This window comes from Sphingomonas sp. Ant H11 (genome assembly GCF_000797515.1).
Classification (GTDB): Bacteria; Pseudomonadota; Alphaproteobacteria; order Sphingomonadales; family Sphingomonadaceae; genus Sphingomonas.
The window spans coordinates 72,365-91,078 of the sequence record NZ_JSBN01000007.1; the positions used below are offsets into that span (position 1 = coordinate 72,365).

22 protein-coding genes and 1 pseudogene are annotated in these 18,714 nt (G+C 63.4%); 19 read left to right on the forward strand and 4 right to left on the reverse strand.

All coding sequences use genetic code 11. The features are described 5' to 3' along the window. Nucleotides 1-93 precede the first annotated feature (93 nt). The 13 genes and pseudogenes from NW75_RS02070 (at nucleotide 94) to NW75_RS02115 (ending at nucleotide 9,485) form a co-directional block, all read left to right on the forward strand. On the forward strand, nucleotides 94-474 hold the full coding sequence (locus NW75_RS02070) for a c-type cytochrome (protein ID WP_033963478.1): 381 nt from the start codon (nucleotides 94-96) through the stop codon (nucleotides 472-474). A 43-nt stretch (nucleotides 475-517) separates the two neighbouring features. Continuing rightward, nucleotides 518-1,201 (forward strand): cytochrome b/b6 domain-containing protein, encoded by a 684-nt coding sequence (locus tag NW75_RS02075; protein ID WP_052192024.1) that lies wholly within the window; start codon nucleotides 518-520, stop codon nucleotides 1,199-1,201. A gap of 73 nt (nucleotides 1,202-1,274) precedes the next feature. Next, on the forward strand, nucleotides 1,275-1,748 hold the full coding sequence (locus NW75_RS02080; RefSeq protein WP_052192027.1) for a c-type cytochrome: 474 nt from the start codon (nucleotides 1,275-1,277) through the stop codon (nucleotides 1,746-1,748). A gap of 570 nt (nucleotides 1,749-2,318) precedes the next feature. Further along, entirely contained in the window at nucleotides 2,319-3,107 is a 789-nt protein-coding gene (locus NW75_RS24865; RefSeq protein ID WP_197057684.1) for a TonB-dependent receptor plug domain-containing protein, read from the forward strand. Further along, nucleotides 3,071-3,313 (forward strand): hypothetical protein, encoded by a 243-nt coding sequence (locus NW75_RS24870; RefSeq protein ID WP_197057685.1) that lies wholly within the window; start codon nucleotides 3,071-3,073, stop codon nucleotides 3,311-3,313. The genes NW75_RS24865 and NW75_RS24870 overlap by 37 nt, the downstream gene beginning before the upstream one ends. Further along, the gene (locus NW75_RS24875; RefSeq protein WP_197057686.1) at nucleotides 3,310-4,779 is read left to right on the forward strand and encodes a TonB-dependent receptor domain-containing protein; all 1,470 of its coding nucleotides are present in this window, start codon (nucleotides 3,310-3,312) and stop codon (nucleotides 4,777-4,779) included. Before NW75_RS24870 ends, NW75_RS24875 begins: the two co-directional genes overlap by 4 nt. 359 nt (nucleotides 4,780-5,138) lie before the next feature. Further along, nucleotides 5,139-5,654, forward strand: a complete 516-nt coding sequence (locus NW75_RS02090) for a hypothetical protein (RefSeq protein WP_033963426.1) — start codon at nucleotides 5,139-5,141, stop codon at nucleotides 5,652-5,654. Further along, nucleotides 5,618-5,779: a hypothetical protein gene (locus NW75_RS24200; RefSeq protein WP_156142949.1), complete on the forward strand. Its 162-nt coding sequence runs from the start codon at nucleotides 5,618-5,620 to the stop codon at nucleotides 5,777-5,779. Before NW75_RS02090 ends, NW75_RS24200 begins: the two co-directional genes overlap by 37 nt. Before the next feature lie 37 nt (nucleotides 5,780-5,816). Continuing rightward, nucleotides 5,817-6,239, forward strand: coding sequence for a DUF6152 family protein (locus tag NW75_RS02095; protein ID WP_052192029.1), 423 nt, complete (start codon nucleotides 5,817-5,819; stop codon nucleotides 6,237-6,239). Between the two features lie 4 nt (nucleotides 6,240-6,243). Then, nucleotides 6,244-6,738, forward strand: a complete 495-nt coding sequence (locus tag NW75_RS02100; protein ID WP_033963485.1) for a DUF6644 family protein — start codon at nucleotides 6,244-6,246, stop codon at nucleotides 6,736-6,738. A gap of 68 nt (nucleotides 6,739-6,806) precedes the next feature. Beyond that, nucleotides 6,807-7,220, forward strand: a complete 414-nt coding sequence (locus tag NW75_RS02105) for a DUF6644 family protein (protein ID WP_052192033.1) — start codon at nucleotides 6,807-6,809, stop codon at nucleotides 7,218-7,220. Between the two features lie 37 nt (nucleotides 7,221-7,257). Further along, a complete protein-coding gene (locus NW75_RS02110; RefSeq protein WP_033963428.1) occupies nucleotides 7,258-8,160 on the forward strand; it encodes a hypothetical protein in 903 nt (300 codons plus the stop codon). A 68-nt stretch (nucleotides 8,161-8,228) separates the two neighbouring features. Next, nucleotides 8,229-9,485 (forward strand): annotated as a pseudogene (locus NW75_RS02115) (dipeptidase). A 64-nt stretch (nucleotides 9,486-9,549) separates the two neighbouring features. Here NW75_RS02115 and NW75_RS02120 read toward each other — a convergent pair. The 4 genes from NW75_RS02120 to NW75_RS24880 form a co-directional block, all read right to left on the reverse strand. Then, a complete protein-coding gene (locus NW75_RS02120; RefSeq protein ID WP_033963487.1) occupies nucleotides 9,550-10,059 on the reverse strand; it encodes a thioredoxin family protein in 510 nt (169 codons plus the stop codon). 56 nt (nucleotides 10,060-10,115) lie between these two features. Then, the gene (locus NW75_RS25710) at nucleotides 10,116-10,415 is read right to left on the reverse strand and encodes a serine O-acetyltransferase (RefSeq protein ID WP_231564886.1); all 300 of its coding nucleotides are present in this window, start codon (nucleotides 10,413-10,415) and stop codon (nucleotides 10,116-10,118) included. Then, entirely contained in the window at nucleotides 10,412-11,059 is a 648-nt protein-coding gene (locus NW75_RS25715; protein ID WP_231564887.1) for a serine O-acetyltransferase, read from the reverse strand. Before NW75_RS25715 ends, NW75_RS25710 begins: the two co-directional genes overlap by 4 nt. 208 nt (nucleotides 11,060-11,267) lie before the next feature. Continuing rightward, complete coding sequence (locus NW75_RS24880) at nucleotides 11,268-11,456, reverse strand: hypothetical protein (RefSeq protein ID WP_033963430.1); 189 nt, start codon at nucleotides 11,454-11,456, stop codon at nucleotides 11,268-11,270. A 202-nt stretch (nucleotides 11,457-11,658) separates the two neighbouring features. On the opposite strand from NW75_RS24880, the gene NW75_RS02135 reads away from it, so the two are divergent. The 6 genes from NW75_RS02135 to NW75_RS02160 are packed head-to-tail and all read left to right on the forward strand — an operon-like array spanning nucleotide 11,659 to nucleotide 18,694. Next, a complete protein-coding gene (locus NW75_RS02135; RefSeq protein WP_197057687.1) occupies nucleotides 11,659-13,890 on the forward strand; it encodes a TonB-dependent receptor in 2,232 nt (743 codons plus the stop codon). A gap of 2 nt (nucleotides 13,891-13,892) precedes the next feature. Continuing rightward, nucleotides 13,893-15,215, forward strand: coding sequence for an LLM class flavin-dependent oxidoreductase (locus NW75_RS02140; RefSeq protein WP_231564888.1), 1,323 nt, complete (start codon nucleotides 13,893-13,895; stop codon nucleotides 15,213-15,215). 25 nt (nucleotides 15,216-15,240) lie between these two features. Next, nucleotides 15,241-16,179: a TauD/TfdA dioxygenase family protein gene (locus tag NW75_RS02145; protein WP_033963439.1), complete on the forward strand. Its 939-nt coding sequence runs from the start codon at nucleotides 15,241-15,243 to the stop codon at nucleotides 16,177-16,179. Continuing rightward, nucleotides 16,176-17,153, forward strand: coding sequence for an aliphatic sulfonate ABC transporter substrate-binding protein (locus NW75_RS02150; protein WP_052192036.1), 978 nt, complete (start codon nucleotides 16,176-16,178; stop codon nucleotides 17,151-17,153). Before NW75_RS02145 ends, NW75_RS02150 begins: the two co-directional genes overlap by 4 nt. After that, entirely contained in the window at nucleotides 17,150-17,935 is a 786-nt protein-coding gene (locus NW75_RS02155) for an ABC transporter permease subunit (protein ID WP_052192045.1), read from the forward strand. The genes NW75_RS02150 and NW75_RS02155 overlap by 4 nt, the downstream gene beginning before the upstream one ends. A 3-nt stretch (nucleotides 17,936-17,938) precedes the next feature. Further along, complete coding sequence (locus NW75_RS02160; RefSeq protein WP_033963441.1) at nucleotides 17,939-18,694, forward strand: ABC transporter ATP-binding protein; 756 nt, start codon at nucleotides 17,939-17,941, stop codon at nucleotides 18,692-18,694. Nucleotides 18,695-18,714 lie beyond the last annotated feature (20 nt).

Consider the following 18,714-nt stretch of genomic DNA (forward strand, 5'->3'; position numbering starts at 1 on the left):
CCGCATCGCCCGATCCATGCGCTGGAGCAGATCGGTGCAAGAGGCGCGTCGGTGGGCGTTTGCAAGCGCGGCGGTCGAATTCGGAGTGTGTTTGTGCGTTGGAGTGTTTTCGTTCTTGCTGGTGCTTCGACGCTCTTCCTGATCGCTGCGGCCGGTTCGGAACCGGTCGATACACGCCTGCACGGCGCGGTCTTGTTCGAAAATCGCTGTGCGCGCTGCCATGGTGTGAACGGCGATGGCGACGGCGGACTCGGTCCGTCGTTGATCGGGGTCGTCGGCAAGCCGGCGGCAAGCCGACCGGACTTTCCCTATTCGTCTGCGCTGAAGGCGAAGGGCGGCGTCTGGACGTCGGCTGTGCTGGACCAGTATCTTGCCGATCCGCAGGCCTTTGCACCCGGTGCCGACATGGATGCTCCGTCGCCCGATCCGGCGGAGCGGTCCGCCATCATCGAACATCTCAAGACGTTGAAATAGCAGGTCTGCGATGAATTTTCCGGTGAGATGGAAATCAAGACAGGTGGCGACCGCCGATGACGAGGTTCGTCCTTCGTCGGACACTGTGGTGATATGGGACGGCTGGGTACGCGGCGTCCACTGGCTGATCGCCGTCCTCTTTGCGGTGTCATGGTACACGCATCGCGCCAATCTGGAATGGCATCGCTACGCCGGATATGCGCTCCTGACACTTGTCCTTTTCCGCATCTATTGGGGGTTTGTGGGCAGTACGACCGCGCGCTTCGCCCATTTCGTCAAGGGGCCTGCTGCGATCTTCCGCTACGGGCGTACGGTTTTGGGCCGCGGGCAATCGACGCCGGTCGGCCACAATCCGCTCGGCGCGATCTCGGTTGTGCTCCTGCTCGGGCTGCTGCTGGCGCAATGCCTGCTCGGTCTGTTCGTCACCGATGTCGATGGACTGGAATCGGGGCCGCTTTCGGGGCTGGTCAGCTTCGATACCAGCCGGACACTCGCCGAATGGCATGGACGCTTGTTTACCGCGCTGCAAATCCTCGTGGGAATCCATGTTGTCGCGGTGCTGTTCTACCTGTTCGCAAAGCGCGAAAATCTGATCGGGCCGATGGTGACAGGCTGGAAGCGGTTCGTCGAGACGGTGGCACCGCTCCCGATCGGAAAATGGTGGCACGCCGCCTCCGCGCTGGTCGTCATTGCGTTGTTGGTTTGGTTAGTGGTGCGCAATGGCTGAACGCGGTCGAAACTATTCCTCCAACGCCGCAATACTTGTCACATTGTTTCTGAATGCCCTTGGGAGATAGAAAATGCGATACAAACGCCTCACACAAATCTTGCCGGCTCTTGCCACAGTGCTCGTCGGGACCGCCGCGATCGCGGCCACCGCCAGCGATGTGATCGCGGCGCGCCAGGCGCATTACAAGGATATCGGACGCGCCTTCAAGACGATCAATGACCAACTCAAAACTGCGACCCCCGATCTCGCCGTGATCCAGGCCAATGCTGCGATCGTGACCCGCCTCGGGCAGCAACAGAACAAGGAGAACTGGTTCCCGGCAGGCACGCAATCTGGTCAGGGCCTGCAGACCGCCGCGAAACCGGCGATCTGGCAGAACCCGGCGGATTTCACCGCCAAGCGTGCCGATTTCGCGAAAGCATCGGCGACCTACGCTGCGATTGCGGCGAAGGGTGACTTAGAGGCGATCAGGACCGCGACGGCAAATGTGGGGAAGACCTGCAAGGGCTGTCACGAGACGTATCGCGATCAGGACAAGAGCTGACCGTTCAAGACGATCAGGCCACCCCTTGGCCGAAGGACAAAAGGCGGACGCGGGCGGGCGGGCCTCTGAGCCCACCCGCCTGATGCGCCCCATCGCACGCTCGCTACGACGACCTCCGCGATTGAGAAGCGAGCAGCGTGACTCACGCGACCGTCGCGATGAAGGCGGTGCGGTACTGTAAATAATAATTCATCTTATCTATCGTAATAACGAGTCAAAAACTGACGATATTTTCAAATATAAATCACTAAATATATATTTGTAGATAATGCAAAGCTATGGTTTTTTTGCCTAAATAATTAAATGATATCGACCTAAAGTCGATCATATGTATTCGCCATTTTGTCGAATAGATAACTTGTGTCAAAAAATGATTGAAAACTTTTGATTTTGAACAAGCAAGATTTGCTCCCTTATATCCTATCAAAGTAGTAGGGTATTATCGCTTCTGCGGACCGAAGGTGCCGCACTCCCAAGAACGGGTCGCATCCCGAATGCCACTGTCGACGGACGGTCGAACAGAAGGCGCTCGCCAGAATGAGCTTGGGAGACAGTAAAAGGGGAACAGATATGAAATCCGTCAAAGCGTTGCGTGCCGCTCTTTTGGTGTCGGCATTCTCTCCCTTTACCGCTCATGCCGCAGACCCGGCCAGCGCCGTGCCGCCACCCGTGCAGTCCACCGATTCCGATCAGGATGTCATCGTCACGGGCACGCGCCTGACGGGGGTCCGCGCTGTCGACAGCGCCGCCCCGATCGAGGTGATCGACGCCAACAGTCTTGCGCGCACCGGCAAACCCGATCTCAACCAGGCGTTGAACACGACGGTGCCGTCCTACACCGCGCAATCCTTCGGCGGGGACGCGGGCAATCTGAAGCTGTCGGCGCGTTTGCGTGGGCTAAGCCCCAATCACGCGCTGATCCTCGTCAATGGCAAGCGGCGTCATGGCTCGTCGAACCTGACGGTCGGGAGTACCGGTGGTTTCGGCGGGGCTGCATCCGCCGATCTGGCCTTCATCCCCACCGCAGCGATCGATCATGTCGAGGTCCTGACCGACGGGGCTGCTGCGCAATATGGCACCGATGCGATCGCCGGTGTCATCAACATCATCCTCAAGAGCAACTATAAGGGCGGGCAACTCGTCGCATCCGGCGGCGCGTACGGCGAAGGGGACGGGGCCACGGTTGCGGTGGCCGGCAATTACGGAATCGGGTCGAAGGACTCTTATCTGAACGTTTCGGCGGAACACCGTTATCACGACTATAGCGATCGCGGCGGCCCGATCAGCGCGTGTTCTCGGCGACCAATCGCGCCAATCCGGCCTTGCCGCTCCTGCCCGGCTACCCCCATCTCAATTTGATTTACGGCGACGCCAAATACAAATTGACCACCGTCTTCTACAATGCGGGCGTGAAGCTGGGCGCTGTCGAGGTTTATTCATCGGGCAGCTATGGTCATCGCTACGGCCAGTCGCGCCAGAACTACCGCTTCCCGAGCATCGCGCCGACGATCTGGCCGCAGGGGTTCACCCCCGTGCTGACGACGAGGAAGACGATTACGCGGTGACGGGCGGGATCAAGGGGGATCTGTCCGATTGGCATTGGGATCTGTCGTCCACCTATGGACGGGACATCAACCGCATCCACAACAACAATTCGGTGAACACCTCGCTGGTCGCCGATACCGGCACCAGCCCGACCAATTTCCACGTTGGGGATTTCGTCGGGAGCCAGTGGACCAACACGCTCGACCTTGCGCGCGGTTTCGACATCGGCCTCGCCAGCCCGCTTAATATTGCTTTCGGTGGGGAATTCCGGCGCGAAACCTATGAAATTCACGAAGGGGATCCCGCATCCCGTTACAAGGTTGGCGTCGCCGCCTATCCCGGATTCGCGCTGACCGATGCCGGAAAGCATTCGCGCAACAACGTTGCGGGCTATATCGATCTGGCCGTCAAGCCGGTCGAGAAACTCCAGCTCGACGCCGCCGGTCGCTTCGAACATTTCAACGATTTCGGCAATACTCTGGTCGGCAAGCTGACCGGACGCTATGACGTCTCCCCGGTGTTCGCGCTGCGCGGGACGGTGTCGACCGGGTTTCGCGCGCCCACGCTGGCCGAACAATATTATTCCGCGACCAGCGTTTCGCCGACGACGGCGAGCGTTCGCTTGCCCGCGAACAGCGCGGCCGCGCGCCTGCTCGGCTTCACTGGTCTCAAGCCCGAGAAATCGACGAACTTCAGCGCTGGTATAGCGTTGCATCCGGCGCGCAAGCTCAGCGCGACGCTGGACGTCTACCAGATTTCGATCAGGGATCGGATCGTCAGCACCGGCAGCATCTTTGGACTACAGACGATCGGTGGCGTTCGCATTGTCCGCTCGCAAGCCGTGACGGATGCGATTACGGCGAACGGCAACACAATCGACCCCACCGTCACCTCGACGTCGATCTCGACCTATGTCAACGGTGCCAACAGTCGCACACGCGGGGTCGAACTGGTCGTGAACTACGGCGCGCCGCTCGCAGGCGACGCAACGATCGATTGGACGCTCACCGGTAATTACAACGATACGAAGCTGACGAAGATCGCAACGTCCTCAGCGCAGATCGCCGCATCGGGCCAGAAATATCTTGATCAGGGGGCGATTTCCTATCTCGAGACGGTGTCGCCCAAGCTGAAGCTCTCGCTTGATACGCTGTTCCGCAAGGAAAAGTGGACGATCGATTTGCGCGGGACGCTGTTCGGCCGCTCATCGGTCTATGTCGATGGTGGAAGCACCGGTGCCTTTGTCAACAACGTGTTCGGCACGCGGGGTATCGTCGATCTCGATATTCACTACGATATCACCCACCGTATCGGGGTGTCGGTCGGCGGGACCAATCTGCTCAATACCTATCCCGAGAAGATCAATCCGATAACTTATGCGGCGGGATTGGCTGCAGGCGGCAACGGTGTCGCGACGACCGATAGCTGGTCACCATATGGCATCAACGGCGGGTATTATTACAGCAGGCTTACGATCAAGCTCTAGAGCCGCGATGTGGCCGGGGCCTTTGACGAGAAGGCGAATGGCCCTGCATGCTGGCGGCTGCGGTGCGTTGTCGATGGAATCGGCAATGCACCATCTACGCGTCGCACGTGGGGCGACGCGGTCGAGGTTCCACCAAAAGGTCGCTGACCGTCCGCTGGACGACGTCCCCCCTGGGCAGCGCGACCAACCAACCCGTCATGTTGCGCAGCTTCGGCACGCGAGTGCTCATCGGGCATTCGCGATCCTTTCCTATCGGTGGATGGGATTCATTTGCATTGGAAAAGATAATTCATACTCGACAGATAGGAATTGAAATTCGTAATCGAGGAGGCGGCGGGTGCAAGGGGAGGGCGCATTCTGTGCTGATCGAGTATCAAGAAGCGCACTCCGGCTATGGGCAGCGGTTGGGCCTGCTGGCCCTTGGCGTGTGGCTCTCGGGCGCTGCCTTCCTGGTTGGCGTGCTCGCCGTCGAGGGCGCGTCGGCGGGTAACGCGGCACCCATCACCATTCAGTCTACGATGGATTCGGCGATCGACCCATCTGCCGATGCGTTGTGGGCGTCGGTCGGTACCGTCGAGACGCAGCGTGGCACGGCGCAGCGCGCGCCCCAATCGACCGCCGAATGGGGCAGGCTTCTGGGGCATGCGCAGACGTTGATTGCGGGCGCGCGCCAGCTTCAGCGTCCGGGCCTGGCTGTGGGGGGCGATGGGCATAGTCCGCTCGCAGACGCGTCGGTCCCGGGTACACGCACGGCGGTCCAGATTCGTGCCGACATCGATCGCGACCCGGCGCGGTTTGTCCGTGCCGCCCAACGGCTGGAGGCGGGCGGTCGCAGGCCTTGGCCGCGATCACCGCACGCAACCCCGAGCGCCTGATCGCTGCCGGTGCGGCTATCGATGCGGCGTGCGAGGCCTGCCATGCCGCCTATTGGTATCCGCGCGGGAAGCCGCTGTCCTTGCCCCCCGTCGATCGCTTCGATGCGGTCGCTGGTCGTCCGTGATCGTCCTTCCTTTTTCTCGTTTTGCAGGAGGCTTATCATGACCCTATCGAAGACACGCTTCGTATTGGCGGCGGCCCTAGGGCTTGCCGCGGTGCCCGCCACCGCGCACCATTCCTTTTCCGCCGAATTTGACGGATCCAAGCCCGTTCGCCTGACCGGCAAGATCACGAAGATCGAATGGACCAATCCGCACTCCTATTTTTACCTTGAGGTAAAGGGGCGCAACGGCGTCGTTTCGACCTGGGCGTGCGAGGGCGGCGGCCCCGGTGCGTTGTCGCGGCGCGGCTGGAAAAAGGGCGACGTGAAGATCGGCGACACTTTGGTGGTCGATGGCTATCTGGCCAAGGACGGATCCCATACGATCGACGCGCGGCGCGTGCTGCTGCCGAGCGGCCGCTCGATCTACGGCGGGACGCCCGGCGATGGCGGTCCGGGCGACGGCGATCCGCGCAACGGCTGAGGCGATGTCGTCTGTCCTCGCCTTTTGCCAGTGGTTGCATGACCTGCCGATTTCGCGCGCGCTGAGCGAGTCGGATTGGGCGTTTCCCATCGTCGAAAGCGTGCATGTGCTGGCATTGACGCTGATGGTGGGGACGGTCGCCCTCGTCGATCTGCGATTGCTGGGCATTGCCTTGCGGCGGGAGCAGGTTTCGGTGGTGGCGGGGCAATTGTTACCGCTGATGTGGATCGGCTTTGCCGTGATGGCGCTCAGCGGGGCGGCCTTGTTCGCGTCGGAAGCGGTGCGCCTGGCCGGCAGTGTGGCGTTCCAGTTGAAGCTGGTGCTGTTGCTGCTGGCCGGGGCCAACCTGGTGGTCTTCCATTTTACCGCATATCGGCATGTGGCGACGTGGGACCGGGGAACCGCCACGCCGCGCGGCGCGAGGATCTCTGCCGCCGTCTCGCTCCTGCTGTGGTCCGGAATCGTCGTCTGCGGTCGCATGATCGCCTACTTCCATTGATCGGGGTGGCCGGGTCATGATCCATTCGCTTTTCCTGTGGCTCGGCCAGACCGGGCTGGGGACGTTTTATGCGCGAATCCACCTGGGGGTTTGCGATCGTCGAGACGATCCATTTGCTGGGGCTCGCCGTGCTTGGCGGGGCGGTGCTGGTGGGGAATCTGACGTCAGGCCGGGTGCTGTTCCGCCGCAGCGATGGCGCGGCGATCGTCGCTGCCGTTCGACCGGTGTTTCTGGCCGCGTTGGCGGGCATGCTTGTGTCGGGCGTGTTGCTCGTCGCCTCCAAGCCCAACCGCTATTATCTCGACGACACGTTCCGCACGAAGATGGTGTTGCTGCTGCTCGCGGTCCTGTCGTCCTTCGTTGTCCAGCGCCTCGCGTTCCGGGCCGGTCATTCGCCCGCGCTGATCCGGTTGCTCGCCCCGATTTCGTTGTTGCTGTGGCTGGGGGTGGGCGTGTGCGGGCGCATCATTGGCTTCCTCTGAAACCCGTTCGTCCGCCTGCTCTTTTGAGGGGATTTCCATGAAACGCATTGTCCGCCGCTTGCCCTATCTGGCGTTGCTCGCCAGCCTGGCGTCGCCCGTGATGGCGCAGGATTCGCCCCGCCACAGCGCGCCCTCGCCCGAGGTCGAAGGAGACGGTGCGTCGCTCCGCGGCGAGGAGCCGACCGGCGCACCGCAGCCGGCCCCGCGGGATGCGGCCGGGCACCCCGATTTGACCGGCTATTGGAAGCCGGTGCCCGAAAAGGGTAAGCCGGGTGGCAATATCGGCAAGGATTTGCCCGGCTTCAAACTACCGCTGACAGCGGCGGGCGAGGCGGCGCTGCAGCACAATCTGACCAAGACGATCGACCCCGAGGCTCTGTGTATCCTCGGCGGTATTCCGCGGCACGACGCCAGTGGTTTGCCCTTCGAGATTCTGCAAACGCCCAAGCGGCTGGCGTTTCTCTATCTCTATTCGACGCATCGCTTCATTCCCACGGACGGTCGCCAGCATGAGGTTGACCCCGAGCCACGCTTCTTCGGCAATCCAGTCGGCACCTGGGAAGGGGACACGCTTGTCATCGATTCGATCGGCTTCAAGGATGACAAGATCTGGATCGACGAAAACGCCAATCCGGCGAGCGGGGAGATGCACGCGGTCGAGCGTTGGACACGGCCCGATTTGCATCACATCCATCTGGACCTGCTGGTGGATGACAAGAAATTCTACACGCGGCCGTTCACCTTCGGTCGAACCTGGGTGTTGGGCAAGCCGGGTGAAGGGCTGACCGAATATTCCTGCGCCGAGAACAATGTCGACGCGGCGCATATCGGGCCGGGGCCGGGTGCTATTGGCGCGGATGGCAATCGTGGTGCAGATATCCCCAAGAAGCTGCCGGACAATCCGCCGCCGCCGGAATTTTATGAGGATCACAAGAAATGAAGGAGCGAAGGGGAGCGGCGTTAGGGCGAGCTCGCGGGGACAAGGGACGGTCGCGAGCGGGGGCGGGAATGCGCCATGCGGCAATTGGCGGCCTGTTGCTGACCCTGCTGGCGAGCAGCACGCTCACCGCCGCTCGCCAACGGGCCGTACCCAAGGCGGACCCCGCGCGCGCGATCCATGAGAAACTGATCGTGCTCGACACTCATTTCGACACGCCTGCCAATCTCGGACGGCCGGGATGGAGCATAACGGATCGCCACAGCGTCGGCGTCGATGGCGATCAGGTGGATTATCCCCGCATGGTCGAAGGCGGCGTGGATGGCGGTTTTTTCGCGATCTATACCCCGTCGGGACCGGCCACGCCCGAAGGCGACCGGGCGGCGCGCGACTTCGGCATCAGGCGGGCCGTGCAAATTCGCGAAATGATCGCCAAACATTCCGACGTGTTCGCGCTCGCGCTGACCGCTGACGATGCGATCCGGGCGCGCGCGCGGCAAGCGGTTTGTTTTCCTGAGCATGGAGAATGGATATCCGTTCGAGGGTGATCTCTCGCTGATGAAGACCTTTCGCGGGCTTGGCGTTACGATGATGGGGATTACCCATTTCAAGAACAACGCGCTCGGCGACAGCGCCACGGACACGCCGCAATGGCACGGCCTTTCCCCATTGGGGCGCGAAGCGTGGCGGAGGCCAACCGGCTCGGCGTGGTGATCGATGTCTCGCATGCCTCGGACGAGGTGCTGCGGCAGACCGTCGCCTTGTCCAGGGCACCGATCATCCTGTCGCATTCGGGCCTGCGCGCGATCCACGATCATCCGCGCAATGTGTCGGACGCGGACGCGCTGCTCGTCGCGTCCAAGGGCGGAGTGATCCAAGTCAACGCCTATAGCGGTTATATGATTTCTCCTCCCGCCCCCAATCCCGGGCGTGACGCCGCGACCAAGGAACTGATGGCCGGGTACATGCGGATGGACACGCTGAGCGTGGCCGAGAAGCGCGCGCTGGTCGCCCGGCGCAAGGCGATCGAAGCGAAATTCCCCGCGCCGCGCGCCGATTTCGACATGTTCATGGCGCATCTGTTGCACGCGATAAAGCTGGTCGGAATCGATCATGTCGGGATCAGTGGCGATTTTGACGGGGGTGGCGGTGTCGATGGCCTCGACGACGTCACCGCTTATCCAAAGGTCACCGCAGCGTTGCTGAAGGCGGGCTATAGCCCGGCCGATATCGGCAAGGTGTGGGGTGGAAATGCGCTGCGCGTGCTGCGGGAGGCCCAGGCTTTGGCCGATCCCGCCGCTGTCCCCAAGGTGCCGGTAACGGGATAGGGCCTCGATGCCGCCGCGCCGCAGAGGGCGTGGTCGAAGCGCCCAAGCACGCGCTGCCGCGCTATCAGGTCCACTGCGCGAGCCAGTCCGCAAGCGCCTGCGGCGTCATGTGCCGGGCATCGCGCAGTGCCAGCGTATGCCCGTCATTGACCAGGCGGTTGGTTTTGGGATCGACGATCAGAACGGCCGGCGCGCCGCGATCATAGTGCGCGCCATAGCGATCGGCGATGTCGAGATTCTTGTCGTAGCGGCCGATATCGACTTCGACGATGACGAAATGACGATCGAGGAAAGGCCTTACCTCAGGCAGCGCAAAGATCCCCGCCAGTACCCGACAATCTGGGCACCAATTGCCCCCCATGTCGATCAACAGGCGTTTGCGTTCGCGTTTGGCGCGTTTGATTGCGGCGGCGAGATCGGCATGCGCATCGGCTTTCTCGTCATAGGGCAAGGGCAGTGGCTTGGCCAAATCGTCGATCGTCGCGGCCGCTACATGCGGAGCGGGGGCTGGCGTTGCCGCGCTGGCCCCGGTGACCAAAACGGATGCGAAAGCAAGGACGGCCAGGGTTTTCATGCAAGTCTCCACCTTTGACAAAACCATGCGATGCGATTGCCGCTCGGCTGCGCGCATCATTCGCCGGGCCGCTTTGGGCGGATGACCGGAACGGACGCCTCGACCACGCTGTCGGGCGGCACATCGCCGCGCAGCCACACATTTCCAGCAATGCGTGTGCGTGCGCCGATCGTGATCGGGCCGAGCAACACGGCACCGGCGAAAATGACGACATCGTCGGCGATCGCGGGGTGGCGTCGCGTCGTGCCGCCCTCTACGGCTGCCGCAGCCCCGCCGGCCGGCAACGGCTCTCCCCCCAGCGTGACACCTTGATACAGCCGCACACGGTTGCCGATCGTTGCGGTTTCGCCGATCACGATCCGGTGCCGTGGTCGATAAAAAAGCTGCGGCCGATCTGCGCGCCGGGATGGATATCGATGCCGGTTTCGGCATGCGCGATCTCGGCGATGACCCGCGCGACCAGCGGAGCGCCCAGCCGATGCAGGCGGTGGGCGAGCCGATAGTGGATGATCGCCGCCAGCGACGGATAGGACAACAGGACCTCATCGACGCTGCGCGCCGCAGGATCATTGGCGTAGCCTGCGTCGACATCGTCATCGAGCGCGCGCCGGATGTCGGGCAGGCCTGCTGTAAATGCGCCGAGAATGCGCTCGACCTCCAGGCCTTCGGCCACCCGGTCGATCTCGGGCCGCGCAACGCGCAGCTCAATCGCAATTTGCGCACCGAGTTGTGAAAGGGGCGATTCAAGCGTGGCCTCGACCCATGCGTTTTCGTTGCCGATCGTGAGTTCGGGCGGCCCTAGCCGCAACGGGAACAACGCGGTGCCAAGCTCGTGCAGGATCCGTCGAAGCGCCAATCGCGAAGGGAACTGGATGCCACGTTCGGCATGACGCGCCTGGCTTGCCCGCCAGTCGCGCCGGGCGTGCTGCAGGCCCTCCACGACAATGCCCAATTCGCGCGGAAAGGCGATCGAGGTCGGGAATGCGGTTGTTTCCGTCATCGTGGTTCCTGTTGGTTGAGAGCCGACAATCCCCGGTGGTCCCGAACAAAGGGAGCCGGCGACCGAACAGCGGGGACGGCCTGCTCGACATTTGCACGGGAGTCGGGGTCAGCGCCGAGCCCGGTTCAAGGTGCCGGGTGGCGCAAACGTCCGCATGCCGGTCCCATTTTTTACCACCCGTTCAATAGACCATCGCGGCGATGGGAATTCAGAAGAAATGCTGTGCCCGGAGAAAATCCGGCTTGTCGATCTTTGCAGGCATCGGGGCGCGAGGCCCGACGTTTGGCCGGTCTTCTGCGGCTAACCCGATGATTTTCTGAACGAAGCGGAGCGGGCTCGCTGCTCGCGAAGAAAAATTTTCACCGTTGAAAGGCGGGAGGCGGTTGTGACGTTCCATTTTCCTATCATTCTAATGGGAAATTGGGGGCGATAATGAAGACTTGGGTACGATCAGGATTTTACTCTGGTGTCGCGATCGGGGCGCTGCTTGCAGGCAGTCCACACGCCGATGCGCAAAACGCGGGTGGCGGGAGTGGCACCTGCCGATCGGTCCGAGCCGAGCGAAGACGTCCAGGCCGATCAAGGCTCCGCGGACATTTTTGATCACCGCCAGGCGGCGGAGTGAGCGCCTGCAGGACGTGCCGGCGGCGATTACTGCGGTTTCGGGCGACACGCTGCAGGCGCAGCATCTCGACCGGGTCGCCGATTATGCGGCCAAGCTGCCGAATTTCGCGGCGGTCCAGCAGAATACACGCGTATCCGGCCTTTATGTGCGCGGCCTTGGCGGCAACGCCAACAATGACGGCGCGGAGGGCGGCGTCGGCCTGATCGTCGACAACGTGTTTTTCACCCATGTCGGGTTCAGTTGGCTCGATTTCGTCGATCTCGACCATATCGAACTGGTGCGCGGACCGCAGGGCACGCTGCTCGGCAAGAACACCACGATCGGCGCGCTGATCGTCACCACCAAGCGACCGAGTTTTACCCCCGAGCTTAACCTCGAGGCGGGCTATGCCAATTACGGGCGCTACCAGATCCGGGCGAATGCGACGGGTCCGGTGATTGGCGACACGCTGGCCTATCGCCTGACCTATTATCGCGACGCGTCGAATGGCTGGGCGCGCAATGCCTATGACGGGCAGAAATATCTCGACGTCAATCGCTGGGCGGTGCGCGGGCAATTGCTGTTCGAAAGCGGGCCGGTCACCAGCCGTCTGATCGCCGAGCATTATGAGACCAGCGAATATAACAATTACTATCCCAATTTCGCCGATGCCAAGACGTTTGCCAACGGCGCAGTGCGCGCTGCCAGTTGGGACACGAAAGTTCGCGGGCTGTTCGGCTATACGCCGAGCTACGATGTCGGGCGCAATGCCGATCTCAACACGCAGGACCGCATCGACAGCCGTGTCACCGGCGTTTCCAACGAACTGACCGTTAAGCTCGGTGCGCATACGCTGACGGCGGTGTCGGCGTGGCGGCAACTGCGCTTTCGTCCGCGCAACGACAGCGACGGATCGCCCTTTTCGATTCTGCGGGCGGGCTATGACGTCGATGTCGACCAATATTCGCAGGAAGTGCGGTTGGCGTCGCCGACCGGCGGCGCGCTCGACTATCAGGTCGGTGGCTATTTCCTGCGCGAGGATCTGGTCAGCAACAACCGCTCGATCTTCCAGGCGGACTCGACCAAATGGTTCCTGACCGGCGCGCTGCCGACGGCGGCGTTGTCGCCCGCGATCCTCAACGGGGTCGAGTACGATCAATATGGCACACTGCACGTCACCAGCGGTGCAGGCTTTGGGCAGGCAACATGGCATCTTGCTGACCGGCTCAGCCTTACCGGCGGCGTGCGCTTCACGCGCGAGACCAAGCGGGCGTCCAATACGGGCCTGACCTTCGGCGGCGCGACGCTGCCGGGCGCGCTCGCGCCGGCGCGCGCCGCGATCCTGTCGGCCTTTGGCGGCATCTTTCCGACCTATGCCGATAGCCGCACGACCGACAGCTGGTCGTGGCTGGTCAACCCGTCGTACAAGATCAGCGATGCTGTGTTGCTCTATGCCTCGGTCAGTTATGGCGAGAAGTCGGGGGCAGCCAATCTGAGCGCGACGCCCAATTTGAGCGCGACGCCGGGGCCGGGCAAACCCCTCATCATCAACCCCGAAAAATCGACCGATTATGAGATCGGGGTGAAAACCAAGCTGTTCGGTGGCCGCGCAACGCTGAACGGCAACCTTTATTGGAACGATATTCGGGATTATCAGGCCGCGCAGATCGATCTGTCGCGGCCGACGCTTGGCAACTTCCTCGGCAATGCCGCCAGGGTCCGGCTGCGCGGTGTCGAGATTGAAGGCGAAGCGAAGCTGGGCGGTGGGTTCAGCGCGTCGCTCAACGGATCGTTCAACGACGCGACCTATCGATCGTACACCAATGCGCCGGCACCGATCGAGTTTAGCAACGTCGTTTCCACGGTCGATCTGTCGGGCAAGCGCGTCATCGGCTCGTCGAAATGGTCGGGGCAGGCGAGCCTCAATTATGATGCACCGATCAGCCGTCGCGTCGCGCTCACTGCGTATCTCAATCAGACCTATCGCAGCGCGACCAACCTGCTCAACCCGATTTCGGCTTATGGCTATCAGGGGGCCTATGGCCTGACCAATGGGGGGATCGGCCTGCACGGCACGGACGGGCGCTACTCGCTGCTGTTCTGGGCGCGCAACATCTTCGACAAGCGCTATGCGGTCGGGATCGGGGCGGCAAATTCGGTCAGCCCCTTCGTCAAGGTGCTCGGCGATCCGCGCACCTTCGGCGCGACGCTCAAGGGCAAGTTCTGAGCGTGGCCAAGCGGCAGATGAAATTGGGCGCCTTTCTGATGGGGGTGGGGCACCATCTCGCCGCGTGGCTGCATCCGTCGGTACGCCCGCAGGATTTGACCGAGCTGGCGCATTATACCCGACTGGCGCAAGCCGCCGAGGCGGCGAAGTTCGATGCGCTTTTCTTTGCCGACAATGTCGCGGCTTTCGGCGGCGGCCCGCTCGCTGAGCAGATCGCGCCGGTTTATTATCTCGACCCGCTGACCCTGCTGGCGGCGCTCGCGCCGGTAACGCAGCAGATCGGCCTGGTCGCGACGGTGTCGGCGACCTATTTCCCGCCCTATCATCTGGCGCGCAAATTCGCGTCGCTCGACCAGATCAGCGGCGGGCGCGCGGGATGGAATTGCGTGACCTCGGCGTCCGATGGCGAGGCGCGCAATTTCGGGCTCGACGCGCAGCTCGGCCATGCCGATCGCTACGCGCGGGCGCACGAATATCTCGATGTCGTGCGCGCGCTGTGGGATAGCTGGGACGACGATGCCTTGCTGTTCGACCAAAGCGGACGGCGCTTCTTCGATGCGGCAAAGGTCCGCCCGATCGACCATGTCGGCGCGCATTTCCGCGTCGCCGGGCCATCGCAGACCGGGCGTCCGGTGCAGGGGCATCCGGTCATCGCGCAGGCAGGCTCATCGGCGGACGGGATCAAACTGGCGGGGGCCACGGCGGAAATCGTGTTCACCGCGCAGCAATCGCTCGCCGACGCGCTGACCTTTGCCGATGCCGTGCGCACGGCAGCGGTAGCGGCGGGCCGATCGCGCGATGCGGTGGTGATCCTGCCCGGTATCATGCCGTTCGTGGCCGAGACGACGGACCAGGCACAGGCCCTGCACGACGAACTGCAGGATCTGGTCGATCCGCGCATTGGCCTCGGCCTTGTCTCGACGCTGATGGGGTGGGACCTGTCAGGCTATCCGGTCGATGGGCCGGTGCCGGAAGCCCCTACCACCAACGGCTGGCAGAGCCGCCAGAAGCTGTTCGTCGATACCGCCCGCGCGGAAGGGCTCAGCATCCGCCAGCTTGTCGCGCGCGTCGCCAGCGCGCGCGGGCACAAGGTGGTGATCGGCACGCCCGCGCACATCGCCGACGAGCTCGAAGCGTGGTTCGTGGCCGGGGCAGCCGACGGCTTCAACATTCTGCCGCCGACCTTGCCCGCCGGGCTCGATGACTTTGCGCGGCGGGTCATCCCCGAACTGCAGCGGCGCGGGCTGTTCCGCACCGAATATGAGGGCAGCACGCTGCGCGACCATCTTGGACTGCAGCGGCCGTTCGCGCGGCTGGCCGCATGACCCCTTTCGACGGAGGAGACTTGCCATGACGACGTCTGCCAATGCCTATCTCAACGCACCCGACCCGGACGGTATCCTTGACGTCCTTCCAGTCGGCGGCCGGATTGGCGCGGAGGTTCGCGGGGTGCGGTTGAGCGCAGCGCTTGACGACACCACACTCGCCGCGGTGCGTGCGGCGCTGGTCCGGCACAAGGTGCTGTTCTTTCGCGGGCAGGGGCATCTCGACGATGCCGGCCACGAAGCGTTCGGCAAGCGCTTTGGCAAGCCGGTTGCGCATCCGACGGTGCCGAGCCGTGGCGGCGATTTCCTGTTCGAACTCGATTCTCACATCGGCGGCCGCGCCAACCATTGGCATACCGACGTGACCTTCGTCGACGGCTATCCCTTCGCCTCGATCCTGCGCGCGGTGACGATCCCGGCAGCGGGCGGCGACACCGTGTGGGCGAACACGGCGGCCGCCTATCAGAACCTGCCCGAGGAATTGCGCCTGCTCGCCGACCGGCTGCGCGCGATCCACACCAACGCCTATGATTATGCCGCCCAGCGGCCTGAGGCGAGCGAGCGCGAAATCAACCTGCACAAGCACATTTTCGCCTCGACCGTTTACGAGGTCGAGCATCCGGTGGTCCGCGTCCATCCCGAAAGCGGCGAGCGTAGCTTGCTGCTCGGCGGTTTCGTCAAGCGCATCCTCGGCGTGTCGGCGAGCGAGTCGCAGCGGATCTACGAGATCCTGCAAAGCTATGTGACGCGGCTGGAAAACACCGTGCGCTGGCGCTGGAGCGAGGGCGACGTGGTGATCTGGGACAATCGCGCGACACAGCATTATGCGATCGACGATTATGGCGACCAGCACCGCGTGGTGCGCCGCGTGACGCTCGACGGTGAAATTCCGCGCGGGGTCGATGGCCGCGAAAGCCGCCAGATCCTGCCCGAACCCGCCGCCTTGCTGGAAGCGGCAGAATGATCCGTCGTCAGATCCTGGGCTTGATCGGCGGCGGTGTCGCGGCGCTGGCGCTGGTTGGCTGTGGGGCGAAGCACGATGCATCGGACACGGGCGTCGTCTTCGCCACGCAGAAGAACGGCGTTCCGTTTCTTGCACAGGCCCGCGGGGAATTCGAAAAAAGGCTGAAGGCGCGCGGGATCGGCCCGGTCAAATGGGTCGAGTTTCCCTCGGGCCCGCCGCTGATCGAGGCGATCCGCGCGGGGGCGGTCGACATCGGCCTGGTCGGGGATACGCCGGTGGTCTACGCCCAAGCGGCGGGGACCGATCTCTATTATGTCGCGGCGCAGAGCGTGCCCGGGCTGGTCGGCAGCGGGCTGGTGGTACCCAAGGGATCGACGGTCAAAAGCTTCGCCGATCTGAAGGGCAAGAAGGTCGCCTATACCAAGGGGTCGGCTTCCGAATATGCGATCGCTTCGGCGCTCGGTCGCGTCGGGCTGACGCTGGCGGACATCGTGTCGGTCAACCTCGCCCCCGGCGATGCGCAGACGGCACTGGCCAATGGCTCGATCGACGCGTGGTTGACCTGGGACCCGTATTTCACGCTGGCACTCGCCCGCAGCAATGCCCGTGAGATCGCCCTTCCGCCAAGCGACCTACGGACTGTTGCGCTCTACGTTGCCTCCGGCACCTTCACGCGGGATCGGGCCGAGGTGTTGAAGGCGACGCTTGACGAACTGCGCACCGAAGCAGCCTGGGGCAACGCGCATCGCACCTTCTATCGCGATGCTGTCGCCAAGGCGACGCGCCTGCCGCTGCCGGTGCTCGACGGGATGCTCGCCCGCTACAAGGACTTCCTGTTTGCGGTAGATCCGATCACCCCCGCCGATATCGCCACCCAGCAACGCGTGGCGGATTATCTGTTGGCGGCGAAGGTCATCCCGAGGAAGATCGATGCTGCGGAAGCGGCGTGGACCGGCTGGACACCCGCAAAATGAGCCGGGAACGGCGCTGGACTCTGGCGAACAGCGCGCTCACCCCGGTGATCGTGCCGGTGGGATTGCTGCTTGCCTGGCAGCTGGCTTCAAGCCTTGGCGTGCTGCCGTCCAATATCCTGCCCGCACCGACGGCGGTTGTGGTCGCGGCGGGGGAATTGATCGCCAACGGGCAACTCGTCGCCAATCTCGCGGTCAGCACCGCGCGCGCGCTGACCGGGCTGGTGGCGGGCGGCGCGATCAGTTTCCTGCTCGGGCTGTTGTGCGGTGTGTCGCCAACCGCGCGGCGGTTGCTCGACCCGACCTTGCAGATGGTGCGGACCATTCCGCATCTGGCGTTGCTGCCGCTCGTCATTTTGTGGTTCGGCATTGGCGAGCAGGCCAAGGTGCTGCTCGTCGCCTGGGGCATCTTCTTTCCGATCTACCTCAACACCTATCACGGCGTCGTTTCGACCGACCCGCAGTTGATCGAGATGGGGCGGATCTACGGCATGTCGCGCTGGGAATTGTTCCGCCGCGTGATCTTTCCCGGTGCCCTGCCCTCGATCCTGGTCGGCTTGCGCTTCGGGCTGGGCATCATGTGGCTGACGCTGATCGTCGCCGAGACGATCGCCGCCAATTCGGGCATCGGTTATATGGCGATGCAGGCGCGCGAGTTCAGCCAGACCGACATCATCGTGCTGTCAATCTTCGTCTATGCCGCGCTTGGCAAGCTGGCCGACAGCCTGACCCGCTTGCTCGAACGTCGCCTCCTGCGCTGGAACCCCGCTTATGCCTCGGCTTGATCGATGAGTGCGCCTCAGCTCCGCGTCGTCGCCCCGAGCGTCAGGCCGCGCACTGGCGCGCCGGTTGCGGTGCGGGGCCTGACGGTCGAATTCGGCGAGACCAGGGTGCTCGACCGGCTGGATCTCGATCTGGCGGCGGGCGAGTTCATCTCGATTGTCGGGCGCTCGGGGTGCGGCAAAAGCACCTTGTTGCGCGCGATCCTCGGACTGCTGAAGCCGAGTGCGGGGCGGATCGACACCGATGTCGCCGCCGCCCGCGTCGTCTTTCAGGAACCGCGCCTGCTGCCCTGGGCAAGCGTGCGCGAGAATGTCGCCGTCGGTGCGCGTGGCATTGCCGACCGTGCCGAGCGGGATCGCCTGATCGATGCGCGGCTGGCGGAGGTCGGGCTGGCCGACAAGGCGAATGCCTGGCCCGCCAACCTGTCGGGTGGCCAGCGCCAGCGCGTGTCGCTGGCGCGCGCGCTCATCAGCCGACCGCGCCTGCTGGTGCTCGACGAGCCGCTTGGCGCGCTCGATGCGCTTACCCGGATCGAGATGCAGGGGTTGTTGGAACGCGTCTGGGCGAGCGAGAGCTTTTCGGCGCTGCTGGTGACGCACGACGTCGCCGAAGCGGTGGCGCTTGGCGACCGCGTGATCGTGCTGGAGGGCGGTCGCATCTCGCTCGACATCCGCATCGACGTGCCGCGGCCGCGTCGGCACGGCGATGCCGAACTCGCGCGGGTTGAAGGGCTTATCCTCGATCGCTTGCTCGGGCGTTAGAAGGAGCCCTGCTTTACACC

What these genes read in the sequence shown, in the direction of transcription:
- NW75_RS02095 (WP_052192029.1), top strand. Translation starts at nt 5,817, where the DNA reads ATGACCCTATCGAAGACACGCTTCGTATTGGCGGCGGCCCTAGGGCTT.
- NW75_RS02080 (WP_052192027.1), top strand. Translation starts at nt 1,275, where the DNA reads ATGCGATACAAACGCCTCACACAAATCTTGCCGGCTCTTGCCACAGTG.
- NW75_RS02160 (WP_033963441.1), top strand. Translation starts at nt 17,939, where the DNA reads ATGAGTGCGCCTCAGCTCCGCGTCGTCGCCCCGAGCGTCAGGCCGCGC.
- NW75_RS02105 (WP_052192033.1), top strand. Translation starts at nt 6,807, where the DNA reads ATGCGCGAATCCACCTGGGGGTTTGCGATCGTCGAGACGATCCATTTG.
- NW75_RS02155 (WP_052192045.1), top strand. Translation starts at nt 17,150, where the DNA reads ATGAGCCGGGAACGGCGCTGGACTCTGGCGAACAGCGCGCTCACCCCG.
- NW75_RS02150 (WP_052192036.1), top strand. Translation starts at nt 16,176, where the DNA reads ATGATCCGTCGTCAGATCCTGGGCTTGATCGGCGGCGGTGTCGCGGCG.
- NW75_RS02145 (WP_033963439.1), top strand. Translation starts at nt 15,241, where the DNA reads ATGACGACGTCTGCCAATGCCTATCTCAACGCACCCGACCCGGACGGT.
- NW75_RS02120 (WP_033963487.1), bottom strand. Translation starts at nt 10,059, where the DNA reads ATGAAAACCCTGGCCGTCCTTGCTTTCGCATCCGTTTTGGTCACCGGG.
- NW75_RS02100 (WP_033963485.1), top strand. Translation starts at nt 6,244, where the DNA reads ATGTCGTCTGTCCTCGCCTTTTGCCAGTGGTTGCATGACCTGCCGATT.
- NW75_RS25715 (WP_231564887.1), bottom strand. Translation starts at nt 11,059, where the DNA reads ATGACGGAAACAACCGCATTCCCGACCTCGATCGCCTTTCCGCGCGAA.
- NW75_RS02110 (WP_033963428.1), top strand. Translation starts at nt 7,258, where the DNA reads ATGAAACGCATTGTCCGCCGCTTGCCCTATCTGGCGTTGCTCGCCAGC.
- NW75_RS24865 (WP_197057684.1), top strand. Translation starts at nt 2,319, where the DNA reads ATGAAATCCGTCAAAGCGTTGCGTGCCGCTCTTTTGGTGTCGGCATTC.
- NW75_RS24880 (WP_033963430.1), bottom strand. Translation starts at nt 11,456, where the DNA reads ATGGAACGTCACAACCGCCTCCCGCCTTTCAACGGTGAAAATTTTTCT.